The sequence below is a fragment of the Streptomyces sp. NPDC127114 genome (genome assembly GCF_042677525.1).
Classification (GTDB): domain Bacteria; phylum Actinomycetota; class Actinomycetes; order Streptomycetales; family Streptomycetaceae; genus Streptomyces.
The window spans coordinates 215,833-238,307 of sequence record NZ_JBHXTJ010000002.1 but is presented as its reverse complement, the minus strand read 5'-3'; the positions used below and the strand labels follow the sequence as shown (position 1 = coordinate 238,307).

The 22,475-nt window shown below is 72.6% G+C and carries 26 protein-coding genes and 1 riboswitch; of the genes, 14 read left to right on the top strand and 12 right to left on the bottom strand.

Going from position 1 to position 22,475, the window contains the following annotated elements; translation table 11 throughout:
- The 3 genes from ACFVGS_RS03170 to ACFVGS_RS03160 all read left to right on the top strand — a co-directional run bounded on the left by ACFVGS_RS03170 (position 1) and on the right by ACFVGS_RS03160 (position 2,191).
- A complete protein-coding gene (locus ACFVGS_RS03170; protein WP_384419238.1) occupies positions 1-612 on the top strand; it encodes a hypothetical protein in 612 nt (203 codons plus the stop codon).
- Positions 613-681: 69 nt separating this feature from the next.
- On the top strand, positions 682-1,512 hold the full coding sequence (locus tag ACFVGS_RS03165; protein ID WP_384419235.1) for a DUF817 domain-containing protein: 831 nt from the start codon (positions 682-684) through the stop codon (positions 1,510-1,512).
- Positions 1,513-1,744: 232 nt separating this feature from the next.
- Positions 1,745-2,191, top strand: a complete 447-nt coding sequence (locus tag ACFVGS_RS03160) for an ATP-binding protein (RefSeq protein ID WP_384419232.1) — start codon at positions 1,745-1,747, stop codon at positions 2,189-2,191.
- Positions 2,192-2,319: 128 nt separating this feature from the next.
- On the opposite strand, the gene ACFVGS_RS03155 is transcribed toward ACFVGS_RS03160, so the two are convergent.
- The 3 genes from ACFVGS_RS03155 to ACFVGS_RS03145 all read right to left on the bottom strand — a co-directional run bounded on the left by ACFVGS_RS03155 (position 2,320) and on the right by ACFVGS_RS03145 (position 4,266).
- Complete coding sequence (locus ACFVGS_RS03155) at positions 2,320-2,796, bottom strand: C40 family peptidase (protein ID WP_384419229.1); 477 nt, start codon at positions 2,794-2,796, stop codon at positions 2,320-2,322.
- Between the two features lie 3 nt (positions 2,797-2,799).
- A riboswitch (cyclic di-AMP (ydaO/yuaA leader) is annotated at positions 2,800-2,997 on the bottom strand.
- A 314-nt stretch (positions 2,998-3,311) separates the two neighbouring features.
- Positions 3,312-3,617 carry a hypothetical protein gene (locus tag ACFVGS_RS03150; RefSeq protein WP_384419226.1) on the bottom strand — a complete coding sequence of 102 codons (306 nt, stop codon included), beginning with the start codon at positions 3,615-3,617 and terminating at the stop codon, positions 3,312-3,314.
- Between the two features lie 7 nt (positions 3,618-3,624).
- Positions 3,625-4,266 carry an ATP-dependent Clp protease proteolytic subunit gene (locus ACFVGS_RS03145; protein ID WP_385689852.1) on the bottom strand — a complete coding sequence of 214 codons (642 nt, stop codon included), beginning with the start codon at positions 4,264-4,266 and terminating at the stop codon, positions 3,625-3,627.
- A gap of 56 nt (positions 4,267-4,322) precedes the next feature.
- Here ACFVGS_RS03145 and ACFVGS_RS03140 point away from each other — a divergent pair, with 56 nt between their 5' ends.
- On the top strand, positions 4,323-4,607 hold the full coding sequence (locus ACFVGS_RS03140; protein ID WP_384419220.1) for a type II toxin-antitoxin system Phd/YefM family antitoxin: 285 nt from the start codon (positions 4,323-4,325) through the stop codon (positions 4,605-4,607).
- Between the two features lie 98 nt (positions 4,608-4,705).
- Here the strand turns inward: ACFVGS_RS03140 and ACFVGS_RS03135 are convergent, their stop codons facing one another.
- Entirely contained in the window at positions 4,706-5,698 is a 993-nt protein-coding gene (locus tag ACFVGS_RS03135; protein WP_385689849.1) for an ABC transporter permease, read from the bottom strand.
- A 108-nt stretch (positions 5,699-5,806) separates the two neighbouring features.
- On the opposite strand from ACFVGS_RS03135, the gene ACFVGS_RS03130 reads away from it, so the two are divergent.
- The 8 genes from ACFVGS_RS03130 (at position 5,807) to ACFVGS_RS03095 (ending at position 12,881) form a co-directional block, all read left to right on the top strand.
- Positions 5,807-6,427, top strand: a complete 621-nt coding sequence (locus tag ACFVGS_RS03130; protein ID WP_384419215.1) for a TetR/AcrR family transcriptional regulator — start codon at positions 5,807-5,809, stop codon at positions 6,425-6,427.
- Between the two features lie 135 nt (positions 6,428-6,562).
- Positions 6,563-6,865, top strand: coding sequence for an urease subunit gamma (locus tag ACFVGS_RS03125; protein ID WP_384419212.1), 303 nt, complete (start codon positions 6,563-6,565; stop codon positions 6,863-6,865).
- A gap of 16 nt (positions 6,866-6,881) precedes the next feature.
- A complete protein-coding gene (locus ACFVGS_RS03120; protein ID WP_385689846.1) occupies positions 6,882-7,217 on the top strand; it encodes an urease subunit beta in 336 nt (111 codons plus the stop codon).
- Complete coding sequence (locus ACFVGS_RS03115) at positions 7,210-8,931, top strand: urease subunit alpha (RefSeq protein WP_385689844.1); 1,722 nt, start codon at positions 7,210-7,212, stop codon at positions 8,929-8,931. The genes ACFVGS_RS03120 and ACFVGS_RS03115 overlap by 8 nt, the downstream gene beginning before the upstream one ends.
- Before the next feature lie 17 nt (positions 8,932-8,948).
- A complete protein-coding gene (locus ACFVGS_RS03110; protein ID WP_384419203.1) occupies positions 8,949-9,635 on the top strand; it encodes an urease accessory protein UreF in 687 nt (228 codons plus the stop codon).
- Between the two features lie 45 nt (positions 9,636-9,680).
- Entirely contained in the window at positions 9,681-10,358 is a 678-nt protein-coding gene (gene ureG, locus ACFVGS_RS03105) for an urease accessory protein UreG (protein ID WP_385689841.1), read from the top strand.
- Positions 10,355-11,143, top strand: a complete 789-nt coding sequence (locus tag ACFVGS_RS03100) for an urease accessory protein UreD (RefSeq protein WP_384419200.1) — start codon at positions 10,355-10,357, stop codon at positions 11,141-11,143. The genes ureG and ACFVGS_RS03100 overlap by 4 nt, the downstream gene beginning before the upstream one ends.
- Before the next feature lie 160 nt (positions 11,144-11,303).
- On the top strand, positions 11,304-12,881 hold the full coding sequence (locus ACFVGS_RS03095) for an alpha/beta hydrolase (protein WP_384419277.1): 1,578 nt from the start codon (positions 11,304-11,306) through the stop codon (positions 12,879-12,881).
- A 78-nt stretch (positions 12,882-12,959) separates the two neighbouring features.
- Here the strand turns inward: ACFVGS_RS03095 and ACFVGS_RS03090 are convergent, their stop codons facing one another.
- A complete protein-coding gene (locus ACFVGS_RS03090; protein ID WP_385689838.1) occupies positions 12,960-13,997 on the bottom strand; it encodes an NAD-dependent epimerase/dehydratase family protein in 1,038 nt (345 codons plus the stop codon).
- A gap of 64 nt (positions 13,998-14,061) precedes the next feature.
- On the bottom strand, positions 14,062-14,775 hold the full coding sequence (locus ACFVGS_RS03085; RefSeq protein WP_384419194.1) for a lysophospholipid acyltransferase family protein: 714 nt from the start codon (positions 14,773-14,775) through the stop codon (positions 14,062-14,064).
- A gap of 93 nt (positions 14,776-14,868) precedes the next feature.
- Here ACFVGS_RS03085 and ACFVGS_RS03080 point away from each other — a divergent pair, with 93 nt between their 5' ends.
- On the top strand, positions 14,869-15,864 hold the full coding sequence (locus ACFVGS_RS03080) for a DUF3048 domain-containing protein (RefSeq protein ID WP_385689835.1): 996 nt from the start codon (positions 14,869-14,871) through the stop codon (positions 15,862-15,864).
- A 6-nt stretch (positions 15,865-15,870) separates the two neighbouring features.
- Here the strand turns inward: ACFVGS_RS03080 and ACFVGS_RS03075 are convergent, their stop codons facing one another.
- From ACFVGS_RS03075 to ACFVGS_RS03055, 5 genes are all read right to left on the bottom strand, one after another.
- Positions 15,871-16,086: a hypothetical protein gene (locus ACFVGS_RS03075; protein WP_384419282.1), complete on the bottom strand. Its 216-nt coding sequence runs from the start codon at positions 16,084-16,086 to the stop codon at positions 15,871-15,873.
- Positions 16,087-16,188: 102 nt separating this feature from the next.
- Positions 16,189-17,139: a cytochrome c oxidase assembly protein gene (locus ACFVGS_RS03070; protein ID WP_385689832.1), complete on the bottom strand. Its 951-nt coding sequence runs from the start codon at positions 17,137-17,139 to the stop codon at positions 16,189-16,191.
- A gap of 115 nt (positions 17,140-17,254) precedes the next feature.
- Entirely contained in the window at positions 17,255-18,283 is a 1,029-nt protein-coding gene (locus ACFVGS_RS03065; protein WP_385689829.1) for a 6-phosphofructokinase, read from the bottom strand.
- A 176-nt stretch (positions 18,284-18,459) separates the two neighbouring features.
- Positions 18,460-19,188: a type 1 glutamine amidotransferase gene (locus ACFVGS_RS03060; RefSeq protein ID WP_384419183.1), complete on the bottom strand. Its 729-nt coding sequence runs from the start codon at positions 19,186-19,188 to the stop codon at positions 18,460-18,462.
- A gap of 31 nt (positions 19,189-19,219) precedes the next feature.
- Positions 19,220-20,461 carry a MurT ligase domain-containing protein gene (locus tag ACFVGS_RS03055; protein WP_384419180.1) on the bottom strand — a complete coding sequence of 414 codons (1,242 nt, stop codon included), beginning with the start codon at positions 20,459-20,461 and terminating at the stop codon, positions 19,220-19,222.
- Between the two features lie 114 nt (positions 20,462-20,575).
- On the opposite strand from ACFVGS_RS03055, the gene def reads away from it, so the two are divergent.
- Positions 20,576-21,136, top strand: a complete 561-nt coding sequence (gene def, locus ACFVGS_RS03050; protein WP_384419177.1) for a peptide deformylase — start codon at positions 20,576-20,578, stop codon at positions 21,134-21,136.
- Positions 21,137-21,678: 542 nt separating this feature from the next.
- Here the strand turns inward: def and ACFVGS_RS03045 are convergent.
- Positions 21,679-22,329: a TetR family transcriptional regulator gene (locus ACFVGS_RS03045; RefSeq protein WP_385689826.1), complete on the bottom strand. Its 651-nt coding sequence runs from the start codon at positions 22,327-22,329 to the stop codon at positions 21,679-21,681.
- Positions 22,330-22,475 lie beyond the last annotated feature (146 nt).

Below are 22,475 nucleotides of genomic sequence, written 5' to 3'. Positions count from 1 at the left end.
ATGAGTTCTTCCCTGAGCGTCTACCTGATCGACCCCAAGGCGGCGCGGGCCCTCGTCGGCTCCGGTGACGAGCAGCTGCTCGAGATCATCCGCGAGCGCTTCGCCGATCAGCTCGCGCACGACGACGACTGGTTCTCCTCCGAGATCGAGGACGGCGCGCCCAGCGCGTACGAGGCACTGCGCACGGTGGTGCACGGCGGTCCCTTCGAGGCGGAGCAGCACCATGTCTTCCAGTACGGCTACGCGTACAAGCGCCTGTGCTCCCTCACCGGCTCCTTCCTCGACAACTCCTCCTTCTCGCCGTTCCGCGGCGACTGGCTGGAGATGGTCGACGAGGGGCTGACGGCACTGCGGATCACGGCGGTGTCGGTCGCGGAGTTCGGCTACGGCGGAGGGATGCCCGACCCGCTGCCGCGGTACGACCTGCCGCGGTGCGGCGAGTGGACGCACGAGGAGTGCCTGGCGGCGCTGGAGCAGTTCGAGCGGACGAAGGCGGACGGCCACGCGCCGCCGCTCGATCCGGAGGTCGTCGACGCGGTGATGGACGTCATCGGCTGGCTCCGTCACGTGGAGTCCCGCCCGGGATTCGGTGTCATCGGCTTCGTGTCGTAACACGGGGAAGGGGCGCGTCCGGGCGTTCCCGCAACCGTTCGCGCCCCCGCGTGCGTCCTCCAGCGCACCATGTTCAGCCTCAGCGGACCGTTCACAGAGACCCTGGCCTCGTCCTTCCGCCGCCTGCTCGCCTTCGCCTGGACGCAGACCCGCGCCTGCGCCTTCGCGATCGCGCTGTTGTCCGGCGTGGCGGCGTCCACCCTGCTCACCGGGCTCCCGGTGGCCCGCTACGACCTGCTCGTCGCGTACGGGGTGCTGCTCACCCTGCTCTTCTGGCTGCGCGGCTGGGAGAGCGGGCGGGACATCGCCGTCATCGGCGTCTGCCACGTCATCGGCCTGGCCTTCGAGCTGGTCAAGGTCTCCCTCGGCTCGTGGAGCTATCCGGAGCCCGCGGTGCTGAAGTTCGCCGGGGTTCCGCTGTACGGAGGGTTCCTCTACGCGGCCGTCGGCAGTTACGTCTGCCGGGCCTGGCGTCTCTTCGACCTGGACCTGGTCCGCTACCGGCCCAGGTCGACCGCCGTGGTGGCCGCGGCGATCTACCTCAACTTCTTCACCCACCACTGGCTGCCGGACGCCCGCTGGCCGCTGGCCGCCCTGCTCCTGGCCGTGACCGCGGGCACCTCCGTGCGCTTCACGGTACGCGGGGCGCGCCTGCGCATGCCGCTGGCGCTGTCGTTCGTCCTGATCGGCTTCTTCCTGTGGCTGGCGGAGAACCTCGCCACCTACGTGGGTGCCTGGCGTTATCCGTACCAGTTGCACGGGTGGGAGCCGGTCGGGGTGGAGAAGTTCGGCGCCTGGTCCCTGCTGATCAGCATCACCTTCGTCCTGGCGGCGACCGCCCGCCGCGCGGACGGACGCGTGCGGTCCCGGCGCGGGCGGTCCGGAAGCCGGCAGTCCTGACGCGGGTGGTCCGGAAGCCCGGCCGTTCTGACACCTGCCGTCCTGACCCCTGCCGTCCTGACGCCATCCGCCCTCGCCGCGTCGATATCCGCTCGCCCGTCGCACGGTTCACTGCTTCGGGCGACAGATATCCGTATATCTGGTGGATCGCCGCCCGTCGCGGCGGCATCGGTGGCAGTCTGACGCGAAGCGCAATCCGGGCGGGGCCCGGTGGGAAAGGGACGGCGTCGCCATGGCAGACCACCAGGAAGCAACCGTCACGCTGCCGAGCGATCCCGCTTCGGTCTCCGCCGCTCGGAAGTACGTCGCCGAGGTGCTCGTCTCCTGGGGGCTGGACGAGGCGACGGACACGGCGGACGCGGTCCGGCTGATCGTGTCCGAGCTGGCGACCAACGCCGTGCAGCACACGTTCGGCCAGTCGCCGACCTTCACGGTCGACATCCGGCTGGAGCGGGAGGAGTGGCTGCGCATCGGGGTGACCGACAGTCATCCGCGATGGCCGCAGCGGCTGCCCGCCGCCGTGCAGCAGGACAACGGGCGGGGGATGGTCATCATCCGCTACCTGGCCGCCGAGGCGGGGGGCCGCCTCTCGGTGGCGCCCACGCCGGAGGGCGGCAAGACGGTCTCGATCGGCCTGCCGTGGCCGGTGGCGGTGCCGCACGAGGCGTCTCCGGTGTGAACGGCCGGGAGGAGGGGACGGGGCGCCTCCGGCGCTCCTCCCGGGTCGTTCACCACGTCATGCGGGTCGTGCTTCCCCCGCGGGTCGTGCCCGTCGTGCGGGTCGTGCCCGTCACGACGTCAGGCCGGTCAGCGGACCCGGCCGTACAGGACTTTCGACGACCAGATCTTGTCGAGCTTCACCCATGAGCCGGTCTTCGGTGAGTGCCAGATCTTGTTGTTACCCGCGTAGATCCCGACGTGGTAGACCCTCCCGCCGGAATGGAAGAAGACCAGGTCCCCCTTCTGCCGGCTGGACGCCGAGACGTGCCGGGTCTTGTTGTACTGCTGCTGCGCCGTGCGCGGCAGTGTCTTGCCCGCCTTCTTGTACGAGTAGAGCGTGAGGCCTGAGCAGTCGAACCTGGTGGGGCCTGCCGAGCCGTACTTGTAGGGCGATCCCTTCTTCGAGGCGGCGACGTTCAACGCCCTGTCGGCGTACGAGGTCGCGGCCTGGGCCTCCGATGCCGCTCCTGGGGCGAGCAGCGTGCCGCCGACGGCGGCGAGGGTGAGAGCCGAGACGGCTCCGGCCCGGGACAGCAGGGACGGGACATGAATCTGCGCAGTCATGCGCAACCCTTCGTCAGCCGCCTGTGAAGGATGACCTGTCGGGTTCGGGCAGGCGAAGATGCCCGGCCGCTGTCGCGGCTTCACCCCGAGGAACGTCCCCACTGCCCGGACGTCCCGTGTTGCTCGGGTCCTCCACTCCTGCCGATCCACTCCTGTCGACCAGACGTCCGGAACGGCGGCAGGACTCGGCGTCCGCCCGGACCGCCCCGCCTCGGGTGGCGGGGGCTTGTCGTCGACAGGGATCTTGACCCACACACAGGCCGAAATCCGAGCTGAAACGGCGATATGTGAGGCTCCTCACGACTGATCCATACGGGTGGACAGTCGGGTTTCTGGATCTGCGAGGTTTGGCCGACGAGCCCGTCACCAGCGACGGAACGTTCGATTCCGCCAGATGCGTAGACCTGTTGTGCAACTCACCTGAGCTCTATGTCGATTCGTCTACTACGCCGAACGAGGGAGCGATCCTGCGGTTTCCGTGCCCCGAGTGGACCTCGACACGACACGCGAAGGTGTCAACTCGTCTGCTCTTCGCGGACGGTGACCCGGTCCGATCGCCGAGCCCCGTCCAACACCCGTAGCGCTCGCGCCAGTGTGTCCGTGTGGACCTCGCTCTCGCCCCGCATGTGCATGAGCGTCAGCGCGTCCCGGAGCGCCGAGGCCCGCCCGACCAGGGCCTGGGCCGCGCGCAGCGCCCCATAAGTATGCGAAGTCCTGGATGGATTGATCCTCCCGAGCAGATCGACGACTTCGAGGTACGCGTCCACGAACTCGCCCTCGGCGCGCGTCAGAGCGGGCAGCGGTGGCAGCTCCGGCACCACGGCGGCCTCACCGCTCCCCGTGGCCGGCGGACCCGCGGCGGTCGCGGACCACGTGGTCCACCAGGCCGTACGCGCGTGCCGCCGGTGCGTCGAGCACCGTCGTCCGGTCGATGTCGGCGTCGATCCGGGCGCGGTCCCGGCCGGTGTGCTCGGCGAGCAGGCCGGCGACGAGCTCGCGCTGCCGCAGCAATTCCCGGGCCTGGATGTCGAGATCGCTGGGCTGCCCCTGCAACGGCTCGTCGAGCTCGGGCTGCTGGAGCACGATCCGGGCGCCCGGCAGGGCCATCCGGCGGCCGGGCGAGCCGGCGGCGAGGAGCACGGCGGCCGGGCCGACGGCCTGGCCGAGGCAGGTGGTCTCCACCTCGCACGAGACCGTGCGGATGGTGTCGTAGACCGAGGTCATGGCGCTGATCGAGCCGCCGGGGGAGTTGATGTAGAGGCTGATCAGCTGCTCGGGGGCCGCGTAGTCGAGGTGCAGGAACTGGGCGATGACGTCGTTGGCCGAGGTCTCGTCGATCGCGGTGCCCAGGAAGACGATCCGCTCCTGGAGCAGCTTCGAGTAGGGGTCGAGGGTGCGGGTGCCGAAGCTCGTGCGCTCCGTGAACTCCGGAAGGACGTACCGCATCGTGCTCCGCGTGCTGTTCTCCATGGCACTCCTCCTTCTGTAAAAAATGTACAGGACGTACAGGCCGTAAGATGAGGAGCATGGCCTATGAGATTCCGGTGACGCAAGCGCGCGCAGAGCTCGCGGATCTGATCAACCGCGTCGTCTACGGCGACGAGCGCGTGGTCGTCACCCGCCACGGCAAGCCGCTCGTCGCCCTGGTCTCCGCCGCTGACCTGGAGAAACTCGAGGCGTTGCGGGACGCGGCCGAGGGGCCGGTGATCAGCTCGGTCTCCAGCGGCGGCCGCCTGGCGTCCGCTGCGGGTGAACAGCGCAGGTTCGGCATCGCCGCCCACCACCAGGACCCCGGCGCCTCCCGGTCCTGACACGCGTGAGTGCCCCCGTCCGGCAGGACGGGGGCACTCGCACGCTCATGACGTTCGGGGGCAGGCCTGCGGCTCGCCCGGCCGGCTCGGGGACCGGCTCACCCGACCGGCTCGGGCAGCGGCGCCGGGGCCGGAGCCGCCCCGGCCGCCCGGGCCGTCGCGCGCCGCCCGCCGACGAGCACCGCGGTCAGACCGGCCGCCGCCCACACCGCCAGGACCAGGAGCGCGGACCCGGCGCCCGCGCCGTCGAAGGACGACACCGAGCGCAGCGCCGTGCCCGCCGCGCCCGGCGGAAGCCACTGGCCGAGCGTGCCCAACGGGGCGGGCAGCAGTTCCGGCGCGGTGGCGACCCCGGAGGAGGGGTTGCCGAGCAGGATCATGACGACGGCCCCGAGCGCGAGCCCCGCCCTGCCGATCAGCGCGGCGAGCCCGGCCACGGTCGCCCCGACGGCGAGGACGGTGAGTGCGAGCACCCCGGCCTCCGCCCACCAGGCCCCCGTGAGGCCGCCGAGCCAGCTGTCCGCGAGGGCCGCGCCGACCAGGCCGGCGAACGCCGCCGCACCGGTGAGGGCCGCCGCCGCGCGACCGCCGCGCAGTCCGATCAGCGAGGTGACGGCACCCGAGGCGGCTCCCGCCAGGCCGAGCGGCAGCAGGCCCGCCGCGAGGACCGCGCCGCGCGGGTCGGCGGCCGGCGCCGGTACGACATCGGTGACCTGGGGCGCGGTGCCGGCCGGCAGCTGCGCGGCGACGGCCTCGCGCAGCATCCCGGCGACGACGGGGCCGGCCGCGGAGGCGGTCAGGAGCCGGGGACCCGCAGGCGTCATCACGACGGCGCCGTATACGGACCGGTCCTCGACGGCGGCGCGGGCTGCGGCCTCGTCCGCGTAGCGGTGCACCTCGAACGCGCCCTCGTGAGCCGTGAGGCGCTGCTCCACGGCGGCCGCTGCGGTGGCGGGCCCGGCGATGCCGACGGGCAGGTCGCGCGGGGCGGTGCGGGCGGCCGGCCAGGCGAAGGCCCAGAGGGCGAAGGCCACGACGGCGGGGATCAGCAGCACGACCGCGAGCGTCTTCCGGGTGTCTGTGGCGGACATGGCCCACCTCGATTCAAAGAGAAGGATCGTTCGTTTTACGTCTCGGGCCCACTGTCCTGCGAGCGGTCACGCTTGTCAAGAATGAATATTCGTTTTACGTTTGGCGTCATGGCCCGTGTCTCCCAGGAACACCTCGACGCCCGCCGCCGGCAGATCCTCGACGGCGCGGCCCGCTGCTTCGCCCGCAACGGCTTCCACGCGACGTCCATGCAGGACGTCCTGGCCGAGGTCGGTCTCTCGGCCGGCGCCGTCTACCGCTACTTCCGCGGCAAGGACGAGCTGATCACGGCCATCGCCGACGAGGCCTTCGCCGGCATCCGCGGCGCCTTCCTGGAGGCGTCGAAGACCGTGCCGCCGCCCACGCCCGACGTGCTGCTCGGCGCGGTGCTGCGGCTCTTCCTCGAGGAGCGGATCCCGGGCGCCGACCGGCAGGCCTTCGGCCGGCTGATCCTCCAGGTCTGGAGCGAGACCCTGCGCGACGAGCGGCTCGCCCGCGCCCTCGCGACCGGCTACCACGGCATGCGCGAGGCCTGGTCCGAGCTCGTCGTCGCCTACCGCGCGAACGGGCTGATGACCGCCGACGTCTCCGCCGACCACGTGGCCAGGACCCTCATCGCCGTCGCCCAGGGATTCATCGCCCAGCAGGCGCTCTTCGGGGACGTCAGCGTCGACATCCTGGAGGACGGGCTGCGTGGCCTGATGTCCATGCAGACGCAAAGCCCGAGTTAACGAGCCGGAAAAACTTCCGCCCTAACCTGCAATGTCTGACCCGGCGGCCCCTTCCCGTGGCTCAACGGCATGTTGAAGATCGCTAAGGTCCGCTGCTGTCGGGTGACGCCCGGTGGACGACAGTGAGGTGGAAGCGTGCAACTGAGCCCCCATGAGCAGGAACGTCTGCTCATCCATGTCGCGGCCGACGTGGCCGAGAAGCGCCGGGCCCGCGGGGTGCGGCTCAACCACCCCGAGGCCGTCGCCCTCATCACCTCGCACGTCCTCGAAGGCGCCCGCGACGGCCGCACCGTCGCCGAGCTCATGGCCTCCGGCCGCAAGGTGCTCACCCGCGAGGAGGTCATGGACGGCATCCCCGAGATGATCCACGACGTCCAGGTCGAGGCCACCTTCCCGGACGGGACCAAGCTCGTCACCGTCCATGACCCCATCGTGTGAAGGCGGGCCGTCACCGATGATCCCCGGAGAAATCCTTTACGGTGACGGGCCCGTGGCACTCAACGAGGGCCGCCCCGTCACCCGCCTCACCGTCCTCAACGCCGCCGACCGGCCCGTCCAGGTCGGCTCCCACTACCACTTCGCCGAGGCCAACCCCGGCCTCGACTTCGACCGGGCCGCCGCCCGCGGACTGCGCCTGAACATCGCCGCCGGCACCGCCGTGCGCTTCGAGCCCGGCATCCCCGTCGAGGTCGAGCTGGTGCCGATCGCCGGCCGCCGCATCGTGCCCGGCCTGCGCGGCGAGACCGCCGGCCCGCTCGACACGGACCAGAACGGAGGCGACCGTGCCTGAACTGCACCGCGCCGTGTACGCCGACCTGTTCGGCCCCACCACCGGCGACCGCGTCCGGCTCGCCGACACCGATCTGCTCGTCGAGATCGAGGAGGACCGCTCCGGCGGCCCGGGCCGCGCCGGCGAGGAGGCCGTGTTCGGCGGCGGCAAGGTCATCCGCGAGTCGATGGGCCAGGCCCGCACCACCCGCGCCGAAGGCGCCCCCGACACGGTGATCACCGGCGCCCTGGTCATCGACCACTGGGGGATCGTCAAGGCCGACATCGGCATCCGCGACGGCCGGATCACCGCGCTCGGCAAGGCCGGCAACCCCGACACCATGGACGGCGTCCATCCCGACCTCGTCATCGGTCCCGAGACCGAGGTCATCGTCGGCAACGGCCGGATCCTCACCGCCGGAGCCGTGGACGCCCACGTCCACTTCATCTCGCCGACCGTCGTCGAACAGGCCCTCGCCACCGGTGTGACCACCCTCGTCGGCGGCGGCACCGGACCCGCCGAAGGCACCAAGGCCACCACCATCACCCCCGGCCCCTGGCACATGGCCCGGATGTTCGAGGCCCTGGACACCTTCCCGGTCAACATCGGGCTGCTCGGCAAGGGCAACACCATGTCCCGGGACGCCATGCGGTCCCAGCTGCGCGGCGGCGCCCTCGGGTTCAAGATCCACGAGGACTGGGGCGCCACGCCCGCCGTCATCGACGCCTGCCTGGACGTCTGCGAGGAGACCGGCGCCCAGCTCGCCATCCACACCGACACCCTCAACGAGGCCGGCTTCGTCGGCGACACCCTCGCGGCCATCGCCGGCCGCACGATCCACGCGTACCACACCGAGGGCGCCGGCGGCGGGCACGCGCCGGACATCATCACCGTGGTCTCCGAGCCGCACGTGCTGCCCAGCTCGACCAACCCGACCCGGCCGCACACCGTCAACACCGTCGAGGAACACCTCGACATGCTGATGGTCTGTCACCACCTCAACCCCGCCGTCCCGGAGGACCTCGCCTTCGCCGAGTCCCGCATCCGGCCCTCGACGATCGCCGCCGAGGACGTGCTCCACGACCTCGGCGCCATCTCGATCATCTCCTCCGACTCCCAGGCCATGGGCCGGATCGGCGAGGTGGTCATGCGCACCTGGCAGACCGCCCACGTCATGAAGAAGCGGCGCGGCGCCCTGCCGGGCGACGGCACGGCCGACAACCACCGGGTCCGGCGCTACGTCGCCAAGTACACGATCAACCCGGCCGTCGCCCAGGGCATGGGCCACCTCATCGGCTCCGTCGAACCCGGCAAGCTTGCCGACCTGGTGCTGTGGGAGCCCGCCTTCTTCGGCGTCAAGCCGCTCGTCGTCCTCAAGGGCGGCCAGATCGCGTACGCGCAGATGGGCGACGCCAACGCCTCCATCCCCACGCCCCAGCCCGTGCTGCCCCGGCCGATGTTCGGCGCGCTCGGACGGGCCGCGGCCGCCGGCTCCGTCAACTTCGTCGCCGAGGCGGCGATCGAGGACGACCTGCCGCACAAGCTCGGCCTCCACAAGGAGTTCACCGCCATCGGATCCACCCGACGGATCACCAAGGCCGACATGCGCGAGAACGACGCCCTGCCCCGGGTCGAGGTCGACGCCGACACCTTCTCGGTGACCATCGACGGCGAACGGGTGGAACCGGCCCCCGCCGCCGAACTGCCCATGGCCCAGCGCTACTTCCTCTTCTGAGCACCGAAGTCGCGAAGATGACCCGATCCGCACTCCTCGTGCTCGCCGACGGGCGGTTCCCCGCCGGCGGGCACGCCCACTCCGGCGGCGCCGAGGCCGCCGTCAAGGCCGGCCGGCTGAAGGACGCCGCCGACCTGGCGGCCTTCTGCCGCGGCCGGCTGCACACCACCGGCCTCACCTCGGCCGCGCTCGCGGCGGCCGCCGCCCTCGGCGCCGACCCCTTCGAGCTCGACGCCGCCGCCGACGCCCGTACGCCCTCGCCCGCCCTGCGCGCCGCGAGCCGCCGGCTCGGCCGGCAGCTGATGCGGGCCGCCCGCGCCGCCTGGCCGGGCCCGGAACTCGACCGGCTGGCCGCCGCGTTCCCGCGCGGCGCCCATCAGCCGGCCGTCCTCGGCACCGCCGCCCGCGCCGCCGGACTCGGCCCCGAGGACGCCGCCCACTGCGTCGCGTACGAGACGGTGAGCGGCCCCGCGACCGCCGCGGTGCGCCTGCTCGGCCTCGACCCGTTCCAGGCCACCGCCGTGCTCGCCCGGCTGGCCCCCGCCATGGACGAGGTCGCCGCCCACGCCGCCGAGCGGGCCGCCGCCGCGCTCGGCGACGACGCGGCCTGCGGCCTGGACTCGCTGCCCGCCGCGTCGGCGCCGCTGCTCGACCTGACCGCCGAACAGCACGCGGCCTGGCCCGTCCGCCTCTTCGCCTCGTAACACCCTTCGCGTCCCCCCACCTCCGAGCCCGCAAGGAGCCCACCCATGCACCTCGACCACGGCCACGACCACGGCTCCGCCGTGTCCGCCGACGCCCACCGGCCCGACGGCAGCCGGCGCGCCCTGCGCATCGGGCTCGGCGGTCCGGTCGGCTCCGGCAAGACCGCCACCGTCGCCGCGCTCTGCCGCGAACTGCGCGACACGTACTCCCTCGCCGTCGTCACCAACGACATCTACACCCGCGAGGACGCCGAGTTCCTGCTCCGCGAAGCCGTCCTGCCGCCCGAGCGGATCCAGGCCGTCGAGACCGGGGCCTGCCCGCACACCGCGATCCGCGACGACATCTCCGCCAACCTCGAAGCCGTCGAGGCGCTGGAGGACTCGATCGGTCCGCTCGACCTCGCCCTCGTCGAGTCCGGCGGCGACAACCTCACCGCGACCTTCTCCAAGGGCCTCGTCGACGCCCAGATCTTCGTCATCGACGTCGCCGGCGGCGACGACATCCCGCGCAAGGGCGGTCCCGGCGTCACCTCCGCCGACCTGCTCGTCGTCAACAAGACCGACCTCGCCCCGTACGTCGGCTCCGACCTGGAGCGCATGGCGCGCGACGCCAAGGAGCAGCGCGGCGAGCTGCCCGTCGCCTTCACCTCGCTGCGCTCGGAGCAGGGCGTCGGTCCCGTCGCGGACTGGGTCCGCGCCCGGCTCGCGGAATGGACCGCATGAGCCTCGCCGTCCCGGTGGCGCCGGACCGCCGGAGCCTCACCGCCACCGCCCGGATCGTCGCGGGCCCCGGCGGCTCGCTCCCGGTCCTGGAGAGCGCCGGGCCGTTCGCGCTGCGCCGCACCCGCGCCACCGGCCCGTACACCCGGGTCACCGTCGTCGGCGCCATGAGCGCCCCGCTCGGCGGCGACCGGCTCGCCCTGGAGGCCCAGGTGGACGACGGGGCCCGGCTGCTCGTCGACTCCGCAGCCGCCACCGTCGCCCTGCCCGGTGCCGACGGTGCACCCGCCTCGTACGACGTGCGGCTCTCCGTCGGCGCCGGCGCCGAGCTGCGCTGGCTGCCCGAACAGCTGGTCTGCGCCGCCGGATCCGCGCTGCGGATGCGCACCACCGTCGAACTCGCGCCCACCGCACGGCTCGTGCTCCGTGAGGAACAGGTCCTCGGCCGCCATGCCGAGGAGCCCGGCACCCTCGTCAGCCGGCTCACCGTGCGCCGGGCCGGCCGTCCCCTGCTCGACCAGGAACTCGGCCACGGCCCCGGCGCCCCCGGAGGCTGGGACGGACCCGCGGTCCTCGCCGGACACCGCGCCACCGGGCAACTCCTGGTCGTCGACCCGGACTTCGGTGACAATGCGGGCAGAACGGTGGAAACGCGACTCATCGGCGACCATGCGGTGCTCGCCCCGCTCGCCGGGCCCGCCGCCCTCGTCACCGCCGTCGCCCCCGACGCCCTCGCCCTGCGCCGCGCCCTCGACGAGGCACTCGGCCTGCTCGCCGACGGCCGCTGAGGCTCCGCTCAGCGGCACACCGGTCACCGCTTATCGGTTCGGCAAAGAACACCTGTACGCCCTTTCACCCCCGCCCCATTGACGAAAGGATCCCCCGGACACCCACGACCACGGCGCTGCCACGGGGGTGGCGCCCACCAGGGGGAGGAACCACTTGCACCTGCGACGCACCGCAGCGGTCGGCTCTGCCGGCACGCTGGTCACGGCCACGCTCATAGCCGGCGCCCTGGCCGCGCCGACCGCCGCTGCCCAGGGCCGCCACGGCGCCGACGACGAGGCGCGCGGCGCCTCCGTCGCCGCCGCCCGGGCCGCGAAGGCCGGCATCGACTGGCAGGACTGCCCCGCCGACTGGGGCCTGGAGAAGCCCATCCAGTGCGGCTGGGTCACCGTCCCCGTCGACTACGCCAAGCCCGACGGCAAGCAGATCAAGATCGCCGTCGACCGCATCGGCGCCACCGGCACCCCGGCCGAGCGTCAGGGCGCGCTCCTCTACAACCCGGGCGGCCCCGGCGGCTCGGGCCTGCGCTTCCCGCGCCGTGTCACCACCAAGAACAAGATCTGGGCGAACACCGCCAAGGCCTACGACTTCGTCGGCTTCGACCCGCGCGGCGTCGGCCACTCGGCGCCCATCTCCTGCGTCGACCCGACCGAGTTCGTCAAGGGCCCCAAGCTCGACCCGGTCCCGGACAGCGAGGCGGACAAGCTCGCCCAGCGCAAGCTGGCCGCCGAGTACGCCAAGGGCTGCGCCGAGAAGAGCGGCGACATGCTGCCGTACATGACCACCCGCAACACCGCCCGCGACCTCGACGTCATCCGGGCCGCGCTCGGCGAGAAGAAGCTCAACTTCGTCGGCGTCTCCTACGGCACCTACCTCGGAGCCGTCTACGGCACGCTGTACCCGACCCACGTGCGCCGCATGGTCGTCGACAGCGTGGTCGACCCGTCGAAGAAGGAGATCTGGTACGGGGCCAACCTCAACCAGGACATCGCCTTCGAGGGCCGCCTCAAGGACTGGATGACCTGGGTCGCCCAGCACGACGACGCCTTCCACCTCGGCAAGACCTACGACGAGGTCCGGCAGCAGTGGACGACCCTGCGCGCCGCCGCCAAGAAGGAGCCGCTCGGCGGCAAGGTCGGCCCGGCCGAGCTCATCGCCTTCTTCCAGAACGCCCCGTACTACGACTCCATGTGGGTCCCGGTCGCCGAGGCCTGGAGCGCCTACGCCGCGGGTGACCCGCAGCCGCTGATCGACTCGGCCGCCGCCGACCTCACCGACACCGCCGGCAACATCGCCGCGGAGAACGGCAACGCCGTCTACACCGCCGTCGAGTGCGCCGACGCGCCGTGGCCGACCAGCTGGAAGAAGTGGGACCGGGACAACTCCCGGCTGCACGAGCAGTACCCGTTCATGACCTGGTCCAACGCCTGGATGAACCTGCCCTGCGCCACCTGGTCCGCCCCGCGCCAGCGGCCGACCGACGTCAGGACCGGCAAGGGCCTGCCGCCGGTGCTCATCGTCCAGGCCGAGCGTGACGCGGCGACGCCGTACTCCGGCGCCGTCGAGCTCCACAAGCGCTTCAAGGGCTCGCGCCTGATCACCGAGAAGGACGCCGGCTCGCACGGCGTCACCAACCTCGCGAACTCCTGCATCAACCCGCGGGTCGAGACGTACCTGCTCACCGGCAAGGTGGACAGCCAGGACGTGACGTGCGAGCCGCACGCCACGCCCAAGCCGTAACACCCGCACCACGGGGGAGGGGCGGTCGCCGGTTCCGGCGGCCGCCCCTCCGCGCTCGTCGCCCTCCCGGCGGGCCGGTCAGCCGCGCGCGGCCAGCCAGGCGTCCTCGGCCGCGTAGTCGAAGAAGTCCACGCCGTACTTCACCAGACCCGGGAACGCCTCCCGCCAGTCCCGCTCCGCCACCGTCGACGCCAGGAACTCGATCGTGCCGGGCAGCGACTCGGCGTAGCCCACCACCGCCCGGTAGCCCAGCTCCCGCTCCGCCGCCGACATGTCGGCCACCATCGGGTGCGGCGTCGTCCACGGCGTGTACCCGACCATGTCCTCGCCCGGCGGCCCCTCGAACAGGATCGTCTCGCTGGTCACGCCCATCGCCGCGTCGATCGCCGCGCCGATCTCCGCCACCGTCGGCGCCTCCGGGTCGGCGCCGTTGAGCACCCGGCTCCCCGGCTTCGCCGCGGCCAGCCGGATCAGCTCGGCCAGGTTGTCCACGTGCACCGGGTGGAAGACGGACCGACCGCCCTCCGCCAGGATCCGCACCGGCCGCTTGTCCAGCGCCCGCTTCACGAACCACAGTTCGCGCGGACCCGGGCTGTACGGGCCGTGCACGGCCGCCGCCCGCAGCACCGTGGCCGGCAGCCTCTCGCCCGCCTTCAGCAGCTCCAGCTCCAGCGCCACCTTCCGGGTGCCGTACGAGGAGTCGCCCGGCGCGACCGTCCGCCAGGTCTCCGGGATCGGCAGCGGGTACACCGGGAAGCCGTCGGGCTCGTCCTGCGTGTCGAAGTTCCGCCCCTGGTCGTCCTCGTAGACCGCACCGCTGGAGATCACCACCGCCGAACCGATCCGGTCCGCCATTCCCGTCAGCTGCCGCCCGTGCCCGGCGTCGTAGGCCACGACGTCCACCAGGACGTCCGTGCCCGCGCCGAGCGCCGTCGACAGCGCTCCTTCCTCGTCACGGTCCACCGCCACCGACCGGACCTCCGCCGGCCACCGCTCGTCCCTGCCGCCCCGGCGCGAGGCGGCGGTCACCTCCCAGCCGTCCGCGACGAGCGCCCGCACGGCCGCCCGTCCGATCTGTCCCGTCGCTCCCAGCACGAACGCGTTTCCCTTGGTCATGGCCAGGACGCTACGGGCCCGGGGCCGGGCGGCCCAGGACCTTTCGCCGTGCGCGGATCCGCCGTCAGCGTTCCGCCTCCGGGAACTTCTCCGGCCCCGGCGCGGTTCCCGCCGCCTTCACCTTCGCGGCGTACTCGTCCACGTACTCCTGCCCGGACAGCGACATGATCGCGTACATGATCTCGTCCGTGACCGCCCGGACCGCGGCCTTCTCGCCCTCCATCCCCGCGTACCGCGAGAAGTCCAGCGGCTCGCCGAAGCGGATGGTGACCCGGCGGATCCGCGGCAGCACCCGGCCCGGCGGCTGGATCTCGAAGGTGCCGAGCATCGCGCACGGCACCACCTTCACCCCGGCCGTGAGCGCCATCACCGCCACACCCACCTTGCCCTTGTACAGCCGGCCGTCGTGCGACCGCGTGCCCTCCGGGTAGATGCCGAGCAGCTCGTCCTTGGCGAGCACCCCGAGTCCCTCGCGGATCGCCGCCTGCCCCGCCTCCTTGCCCGAGCGGTCCACCGGGATCTGGCCCGCGCTGCGGAAGAACGCCGCCGTCAGCCGGCCCTTCAGACCCGGGCCGGTGAAGTACTCCTGCTTCGCCAGGAAGGTGATCCGCCGGCTCAGCACCACCGGCATCAGGAAGTGGTCGGAGAACGACAGGTGGTTGCCGGCGACGATCGCCGCACCCTCCTCCGGGACGTGCTCCAGACCCTCCACCCGCGGCCGGAACAGCACCTTCAGCAGCGGCCCGAGCAGCACGTACTTGAGCACGTAGTAGAACACCGGCAACCCCCGTCCATCGCCCGACAAGCCCCGTGCAAGCCCTTTGTAACCAAGGCCGGGCGCGTGGTCCACTGGTGGGGAGGAGCGGGACCGATGACAGGCGCGCGCGGGCACAGGCGTCCCGGCGCAGCCGCCACCGCCGCACTGGTGTGCGCCGTGACGGCCGCCGGTCTGTACGGCTGCTCCGGCTCGGGCCCGTCGGAGCCCACGCCGACCCCGACGCCGACGCCCGCGCCCGCCACCTCGCTCCCCGGCGGTGTCTCCCCGCTCACCGGCCTGCGGGCCCGCTCCGGGCCGGTGCTCGCCGTCAAGATCGACAACGTGCCGCTGGCCCGGCCGCACACCGGGCTCACCGACGCCGACCTCGTCTACGTCGAGCAGGTCGAGTCCGGCCAGACCCGCCTCATGGCGGTCTACGCGTCGAAGGTCCCCGACCGGGTGGGCCCGGTGCGCAGCGCCCGCGAGTCCGACCTCGCCCTGCTGCGGCAGTTCGGCCGCCCGGTCCTCGCGTACTCCGGCGCCCAGAGCGCCCTCACCCCGCTGCTGGAGGCCGCCCCGCTGCACCTGGTCACCGAAGCCGCAAACCCCGGCGCCTTCCAGCGCGATCCCGGCCGCGCCGCCCCGCACAACCTGTACCTGCGGCCCGGCCGCGCGCTCGCCACCGCGCCGGACGCCACCCGCGCCAAGGACATCGGCTTCCGCTTCGGCCCGGCCCCGGCGGACGGCACTCCCGTCAACAGCCGTACGGTCCGCTTCCCCGCCACCCGCTACACCTTCACCTGGGCGCCCGCCGAGCACGCCTGGCGGGTCGCCATGGACGACCGCTCCGACGGGCCGCTGAAACCGGCCACCGTGGTGGTGCAGCACGTCACCGTGAAGGCCTCGCGCTTCCACGACTTCCTGGGTGCCGTCTCCCCGTACACCGTCACCACCGGCTCCGGCAGGGCGCAGGTGCTGAGGGACGGCAAGGTCCACGAGGCCCGCTGGAGCCGGCCCGACGCGGACTCCGGCACCACCTTCACCACCCCGGCGGGCGCGCCGCTGAACTTCGCGCCCGGCCAGGTGTGGGTGCTGCTCACCGGGACCTGAGCGACCTCAGGGCTGGGGTCTGGGCCGGTGGCGCCGGGGCCGGGGCGGCCGGAGGTGCGGCTCGCCGGCGTCGGCGGCGGCCATGCCGATGGTGGCCACGCCGAGCACCACCCAGCCGAACCAGAGCCAGCCGCTGCTGCCGAGCGCCACCGTGTACGTGGTGATCAGCACCAGGGCCGCGAAGGTGATCGCACCCATCGTCTTCGTGGGACCGGACATCATCGCTCCGCCCTCCTCCCCGCCCCATCGTGACCCCGGAGGAGGGGCGCGCGCCAGACCTGCGACGCCCCGGTCGTGCGCCGGTACGGAGCGTGAGCTGCCGTCCTACCGGCCGCGCGCCTGGAGCGAGGCCAGGTACGCGTTGTACGCCTCCAGCTCCTTGTCGCCGTCCCGGTCCGCGGCCCGGTCCTTGCGGACCGCCTGCCGCTGCTCGGAGTGGTACCACTGGTAGACCAGCGCGATCAGCACGAGCACGGACGGGATCTCGCTGAACGCCCAGGCGATGCCGCCCGCCGCGTTCTGGTCCGAGAGCGCGTCGATGCCGAGCGAGGCCGGCGGGTTCTCGTACACCTTCACCAGCGGCTCGGTCGCCATCATCATCGCGATGCCGAAGAAGGCGTGGAACGGCATGCCCGCGAACAGCTCCAGCATCCGCATCACGTATCCCGGCCGGTGCGGGCCCGGGTCGACGCCCATGATCGGCCAGAAGAAGACCAGGCCCACCATGAGGAAGTGCACCATCATCGCGACGTGCCCCGTCTTCGACTCCATCAGGAAGTCGAACAGCGGAGTGAAGTAGAGCCCGTAGAGGCTCGCGATGAACATCGAGATGGTGAACGCCGGGTGCGTGACGACCCGCATGTACCGGCTGTGCAGCAGCTTGAGCAGCAGCTCGCGCGGGCCGAGCGAACCACGCCCGGCCACCGGGAGCGCCCGCAGCGCCAGCGTCACCGGCGCGCCGAGCAGCAGCAGGATCGGCGACAGCATGGAGATCACCATGTGCTGCACCATGTGCACGCTGAACATGACCATGCCGTAGTCGTTGAGCCCGGTGCACATCACGAGCGCGATGCTCAGCACGCCCACGGCGAAGAGCACCGTCCGGCTCACCGGCCAGGCGTCCCCTCGCCTGCGCAGCCGCGTCACGCCCCAGCCGTACAGGCCGAGCGCGGCGAGACAGCCGAAGAGGAAGAACAGGTCGGGGGAGAACTCCAGGGCCCGCCCCAGCGTGAACGGCGGCAGATCCATCGTCATGCCGTGCCCGCTGTGATCCATCTGTTACTCCTGGAGCCCGATTCGCGCTTGTTGTCCGCACCAGACTAGAACCGCCCCCGATCGCGATCGCGACCGGGGGCGGTTCGTGGCGGGGCAAGGCCGCGCGGGAGGCTCGTCAGAGCACGTTCTCCGCCTCGGCGTAGCGCTCCGCCGGGACCGTCTTCAGGGTTTCCACCGCCTGCGCCAGCGGGACCAGTTCGATGTCGGTGCCGCGCAGTGCCGTCAGCATGCCGAACTCGCCGCGGTGCGCCGCCTCCACCGCGTGCCAGCCGAAGCGGGTCGCGAGGACCCGGTCGTACGCGGTCGGGGTGCCGCCGCGCTGGACGTGGCCGAGGATCACCGGGCGGGCCTCCTTGCCGAGGCGCCGCTCCAGCTCGACGGACAGCTGGTTGGCCACGCCGGTGAAGCGCTCGTGCCCGTAGATGTCGGTGCCGGCGGTCTTGAAGTCCATCGAGCCGCCCTCGCGGGGCTTCGCGCCCTCGGCGACCACGACGATCGCGAAGCGCTTGCCGTCCTCGAAGCGGGCGCCGACCCGGGCGGTCAGCTCGTCGATGTCGAAGGGCCGCTCGGGCACCACGATGGCGTGCGCGCCGGCCGCCATGCCGGAGTGCAGCGCGATCCAGCCGGTGTGCCGGCCCATGACCTCGACGATCAGCACGCGCTGGTGGGACTCGGCGGTGGTCTTCAGCCGGTCGAGGGCCTCGGTCGCCACGGTCACGGCCGTGTCGAAGCCGAAGGTGACGTCGGTGGAGGCGATGTCGTTGTCGATGGTCTTCGGGACGCCGACGATCGGCAGACCCGCCTCGGAGAGCAGGTTCGCCGCCTTCAGCGTGCCCTCGCCGCCGATCGGGATGATCGCGTCGATGCCGAGGTCGGCGACGTGGCCCCTGGCGCGCTCGACGCCGTCGACGAGGTGCGCGGGCTGGACCCGGGAGGAGCCGAGGATGGTGCCGCCGCGGGCGAGGATGCCGCCCACCGCGTCGAGGTCCAGCTTCCGGTAGTCCGCCTCCAGGAGGCCCTTCCAGCCGTCGTGGAAGCCGATGACCTCGTCACCGTGGTCGACGACGGCGCGGTGCACGACGGACCGGATGACGGCGTTCAGACCGGGACAGTCTCCGCCGGAGGTGAGCACACCAATGCGCATAGCCCAAAAACCTTTGCAACGTGGGCCGACTCCCGGACCACGTCGTCCGGCTGGATCCCCGCCACCCTATCGGTGCCGAGTGGCGGGGCCGAACCGAATGTCCGCAGATTGGACACCGTATTTACTTACGAATCCAATGTGCGTAGCCGCGCTCAGACGTGCAGTCTGTCGGGCCGTCAGGCGGGCTGCGTGGCGGCCGCGATGCGCTCGGCGCGCAGCGCCTCGTACCAGCGGTCGTCCGTCGGCGGCAGCGCGTTGACGTCGAGGGCCAGCTTCAGGAGCAGGTCCGCGATCTGCGGGTTCCGCGCCATCACCGGGCCGTGCATGTACGTGCCGAAGACGGTGTCGTTGTACGCGCCCTCGGTGCCGTCGCCCGTGCCGTTGCCGTTGCCGAACACGGTGCGCGCGAACGCCCGGGCGGTCGGCCCGAGATGGGTGACGCCCTGGTGGTTCTCGAACCCGGTGAGCTGGGGCAGGCCCAGCTGCGGGTCGATGTCCGCGAGCACGTCGCCGACGCAGCGGGCGCCCTCGCCGCGGACCGTGGTCACGTCGAGCAGGCCGAGGCCGGCCTGGCGCTCGCCGACGTCGTTGACGAACTCGTGGCCCAGGATCTGGTAGCCGGCGCACACCGAGAAGATGATCGCGCCGTTGGCCGCGGCCCGGCTCAGACCGCCGTCGCGGAGCAGCCGCTCGGCCGCGAGCCGCTGCGGCCGGTCCTCGCCGCCGCCGATCAGGTAGATGTCGCCGGAGGTCGGGACCGGCTGGTCGCTGCGCACGTCGAGGCGCTCGACGCTGAGACCGCGCTGCTGGGCGCGGCGCTCGACGACGAGGACGTTGCCCTGGTCGCCGTAGGTGCTGAGCAGGTCCGGGTAGACCCAGACCACACGCAGGCTGCTGTCACTCATGCTGCACGTCCTTCTGCGAGTCGTGTCGGGGTCAGTTGCCCACGCGGCGGCGGACGTCCTGGAAGGCGGTGTAGTTCGCGATCAGCTCGATCTGCCCGGGCGGGGCCACCGTGACGGCCTCGTCGAGCGTCTCGCACACCCGGAAGTCCACACCCGCGACCTCGAGCCGGACCGCGAGGTCCAGCTTGCGGTCACCGATCACCATGATCGGGTGGCCGGCGAGCCGGCCGTAGTCCACGTCCCACAGCCAGGAGGTGTCGGTGCCGTCGGCGCCGCGGGCGTTGACGGAGAGGATCACCGGCGTCGGCGGCTGGTCGATGAGGGAAAACGTTTCGAGCCAACCGGCCGGGTTCTTCGCGAGCAGCAGCCGCAGCTCCCGGCCCTGGAAGGTCACCACGTCGTAGCGGCCGGCGACGGCCTGCACCTGGTACATGCGCTCCAGGGCGACCTGCGGCGGCACCCCGAAGACCGCGGCGACCGCGGCGGAGGTGGCGGCGTTCGCCTTGTTGGCGCGGCCGGGCAGCTGGAGGTGGATCGGCCAGGCCGAACCGTGCGGGTCGAGCACGTGGTCGCCGTTGAGCGCCCAGCTCGGCGCGGGGCGGCGGAAGCCGCACTCGCCGCAGAACCAGTCGTCGCCCGGGCGCTGCAGCACGCCGCCGCAGGCGGGGCAGGACCAGGCGTCGTCCTTCCACTCCTGGCCGACGGCGACCCACACCACGTTGGGGGAGGAGGAGGCGGCCCAGACGATCAGCGGGTCGTCGGCGTTGGCGATGACGACGGCCTTGCTGCCGTTGAGGCCCTCGCGCCACTTCTCGGCCAGCATCCGCGTCTCGGCGGCCCGGTCGAGCTGGTCACGGGAGAGGTTGAGCAGGGCGATCGCCTTGGGAGTGGTGTCCCGGGCGACGCCGGCCAGGTACTTCTCGTCGACCTCGATCACGCCGTACTTCGCGTCCGAGCCGCCGGCGAGGGCGGAGGTGATGCCGGCCGGCATGTTGGCGCCCAGCGCGTTGGACACGACCGGACCGCTGGCCCGCAGGGCCTCGGCGATCAGCCGGGTCGTGGTGGTCTTGCCGTTGGTCGCCGACACGAGCACGACGTCCAGGTGCTGCGCGAGCGCGCCCAGCAGATCGGGGTCGAGCTTGAGCGCCACCCGGCCGCCGATCACCGATCCGCTGCCGCGCCCTGCCGCCCTCGACACGGCTGCGGCGGCCTTGCCCGCCGTCACGGCCAGCTTGGCGCGCGCGGACAGCGGCTCCGAGTTGCTGCCTGACATCGTCCTTGTTCCTCCTTGCGTCGGTCCGGGCTCAGCCTATCGAGATCCGGCCAGCAGCCCGAACCGCGGCACCGCCACCGGGGCATCCTGACCCCTGAACGTACCCTTGCGCCCATGCGAAACCGCCCGATCCCCGGCAGTTCCGGCCACGTCCGAGCGATGACCCTGCTCGGCGACCCCGTGCTGCACACCCCCTGCGAGACCGTCACCGACTTCGGCCCCGAGCTCGCCCGGCTTGTCGAGGACATGTTCGCGACGATGTACGCGGCCAACGGCGTGGGCCTCGCCGCGAACCAGGTGGGCACGGGGCTGCGGGTCTTCGTCTACGACTGCCCGGACGACGAGGACGTCCGGCACCTGGGCCACGTGGTGAACCCGCGCCTTGTCGAGGCGGACGGCGACGAGATCCGCGGCCCGGAGGGCTGTCTCTCCCTGCCGGGCCTCGAGGCGCCGACCCCGCGCCTCGACCGCGCGGTGGTCGAGGGCGTCCGCCTCGACGGCAGCCCGGTCCGTATCGAGGGCACGGGCTTCTTCGCCCGCTGCCTCCAGCACGAGTGCGACCACCTGGAGGGCCGGGTGTACGCGGACCACGTCACGGGGTGGGGACGACGGCGCCTGCTGCGGGCGATCCGCAAGGAGCCGTGGGGGAGCGGCGCGGCGGTACTGGAGGGCTGACCCGGGGGGCTCGGCCGGCCCCTCCGGACCCCGGGGCTGCCGGGCGTCTGTCGGCTGGGCCTCGGGGCTGCCGGGCGTCTGCCCGCTGTGTTCGGGGCTGCCGGGTGCCTGCCCCTCCGAGCCCCGGGAATGCAGGGCGCCTGCCCCGCCGAGCCCCGGGCCTGCCGGGCACCTGCCCGCCGAGCCCCGGGGTTGCCAGGCGCCTGCCCCGGCCTCGGGGTTGCCGCGTGCCTGCCCGCTGTGCCTAGGGGTTGTCGGGCGTCTGCCCGCCGTGCCTCTGGCCTTTGCCGGGCGTCTGCCCCTCCGGGCCCTCGGGGCTCCCAGACGCCTGCCCCGCCGAGCCCCGGGGCTGCCGGGCGCCTGCCCGCCGAGCCCCGGGCCCGCCGGGCACCTGCCCTCTCCGGACGACGGGGCTGCCGGGCGTCTGCCCCGCCGGACCCCCGGGGCTGCCGGGCGTCTACCCCTCCGAACCCGGGGCCTGCCGGGCGCCTGCCCGCCGAGCCCCGAGTCCCCGGAACCGCGACCGGGGAAAGCCCGTCCGGTCAGAAGCCCGGGCCGTCGGGGCGGTCCTGGGCCTGGGCCAGGCGGCCCCACAGGACGTCCGCGAGGGCGCGCACCAACTCCTGCCGTGAGCAGGGGCGTTCGCCCAGCCACCAGTCGCCCGCCGCGTGCATCATGCCGACGATGCCGTGGCCCCAGATGCGGGCCTGGGCCTCGCCGCCCGGGCCGAGGTCGATGCGCTCGGCGATGACCTGGCCCAGCTCCTCGCCCATGCGGCGCAGCAGCGGCGCGGAGTGCCGGCCGACGTCGAAGCCCTGCTCGGACTGGTGGGACTCCTCGGCCGGATGCATCAGGAAGCGGTACACCTGCGGCATCGCCTCGATGGAGGCCAGATACGTGTCGAGGGTCGACTCGACCCGCCGGCGCCGGTCCGCGGGTGCGTCGAGCGCTGCCCGCAGTGCCGAGAGCAGGGCGTCGGTGTGGCGGGTGGCGAGGGCCCGGTAGAGGCCGCCCTTGTCGCCGAAGTGGCGGTAGAGGATCGGCTTGGTGATCCCCGCCTCGGCGGCGATCGCGTTCATGGAGGCCTTGGGGCCGTCGCGGAGCACCACGCGGTCCGCCGCCTCCAGCAGTTCGCGGCGCCGCTGGTCGGTCGGCTTCTGCTGGTCGGTGGTGGCCCGGTGTGTGGTGTCCATAAGCGTGTCTCCCCGCCCGTACGAAATTCCTGAGGCTGTCGCAACGTAACACCCGGACGGCACCCGGTGCCGTCCGGCCGTCGTGCGCCGGTCGTGCGTCAGAAGCGTTCCGCTGCTGGTTGACAGCCCCTACCCACCGGTAACAC

Bases quoted from the DNA above. Each gene is read 5' to 3' on its own strand.
- ACFVGS_RS03145 (WP_385689852.1), bottom strand. From the start codon at position 4,266: ATGGAGAACAGCACGCGGAGCACGATGCGGTACGTCCTTCCGGAGTTC.
- ACFVGS_RS03065 (WP_385689829.1), bottom strand. From the start codon at position 18,283: ATGCGCATTGGTGTGCTCACCTCCGGCGGAGACTGTCCCGGTCTGAAC.
- ACFVGS_RS03160 (WP_384419232.1), top strand. From the start codon at position 1,745: ATGGCAGACCACCAGGAAGCAACCGTCACGCTGCCGAGCGATCCCGCT.
- ACFVGS_RS03045 (WP_385689826.1), bottom strand. From the start codon at position 22,329: ATGGACACCACACACCGGGCCACCACCGACCAGCAGAAGCCGACCGAC.
- ACFVGS_RS03075 (WP_384419282.1), bottom strand. From the start codon at position 16,086: ATGATGTCCGGTCCCACGAAGACGATGGGTGCGATCACCTTCGCGGCC.
- ACFVGS_RS03120 (WP_385689846.1), top strand. From the start codon at position 6,882: ATGATCCCCGGAGAAATCCTTTACGGTGACGGGCCCGTGGCACTCAAC.
- ACFVGS_RS03100 (WP_384419200.1), top strand. From the start codon at position 10,355: ATGAGCCTCGCCGTCCCGGTGGCGCCGGACCGCCGGAGCCTCACCGCC.
- def (WP_384419177.1), top strand. From the start codon at position 20,576: ATGCGAAACCGCCCGATCCCCGGCAGTTCCGGCCACGTCCGAGCGATG.
- ACFVGS_RS03090 (WP_385689838.1), bottom strand. From the start codon at position 13,997: ATGACCAAGGGAAACGCGTTCGTGCTGGGAGCGACGGGACAGATCGGA.
- ACFVGS_RS03055 (WP_384419180.1), bottom strand. From the start codon at position 20,461: ATGTCAGGCAGCAACTCGGAGCCGCTGTCCGCGCGCGCCAAGCTGGCC.
- ACFVGS_RS03170 (WP_384419238.1), top strand. From the start codon at position 1: ATGAGTTCTTCCCTGAGCGTCTACCTGATCGACCCCAAGGCGGCGCGG.
- ACFVGS_RS03080 (WP_385689835.1), top strand. From the start codon at position 14,869: ATGACAGGCGCGCGCGGGCACAGGCGTCCCGGCGCAGCCGCCACCGCC.
- ACFVGS_RS03060 (WP_384419183.1), bottom strand. From the start codon at position 19,188: ATGAGTGACAGCAGCCTGCGTGTGGTCTGGGTCTACCCGGACCTGCTC.
- ACFVGS_RS03130 (WP_384419215.1), top strand. From the start codon at position 5,807: ATGGCCCGTGTCTCCCAGGAACACCTCGACGCCCGCCGCCGGCAGATC.
- ACFVGS_RS03070 (WP_385689832.1), bottom strand. From the start codon at position 17,139: ATGGATCACAGCGGGCACGGCATGACGATGGATCTGCCGCCGTTCACG.
- ACFVGS_RS03110 (WP_384419203.1), top strand. From the start codon at position 8,949: ATGACCCGATCCGCACTCCTCGTGCTCGCCGACGGGCGGTTCCCCGCC.
- ACFVGS_RS03165 (WP_384419235.1), top strand. From the start codon at position 682: ATGTTCAGCCTCAGCGGACCGTTCACAGAGACCCTGGCCTCGTCCTTC.
- ACFVGS_RS03155 (WP_384419229.1), bottom strand. From the start codon at position 2,796: ATGACTGCGCAGATTCATGTCCCGTCCCTGCTGTCCCGGGCCGGAGCC.
- ureG (WP_385689841.1), top strand. From the start codon at position 9,681: ATGCACCTCGACCACGGCCACGACCACGGCTCCGCCGTGTCCGCCGAC.
- ACFVGS_RS03135 (WP_385689849.1), bottom strand. From the start codon at position 5,698: ATGTCCGCCACAGACACCCGGAAGACGCTCGCGGTCGTGCTGCTGATC.
- ACFVGS_RS03140 (WP_384419220.1), top strand. From the start codon at position 4,323: ATGGCCTATGAGATTCCGGTGACGCAAGCGCGCGCAGAGCTCGCGGAT.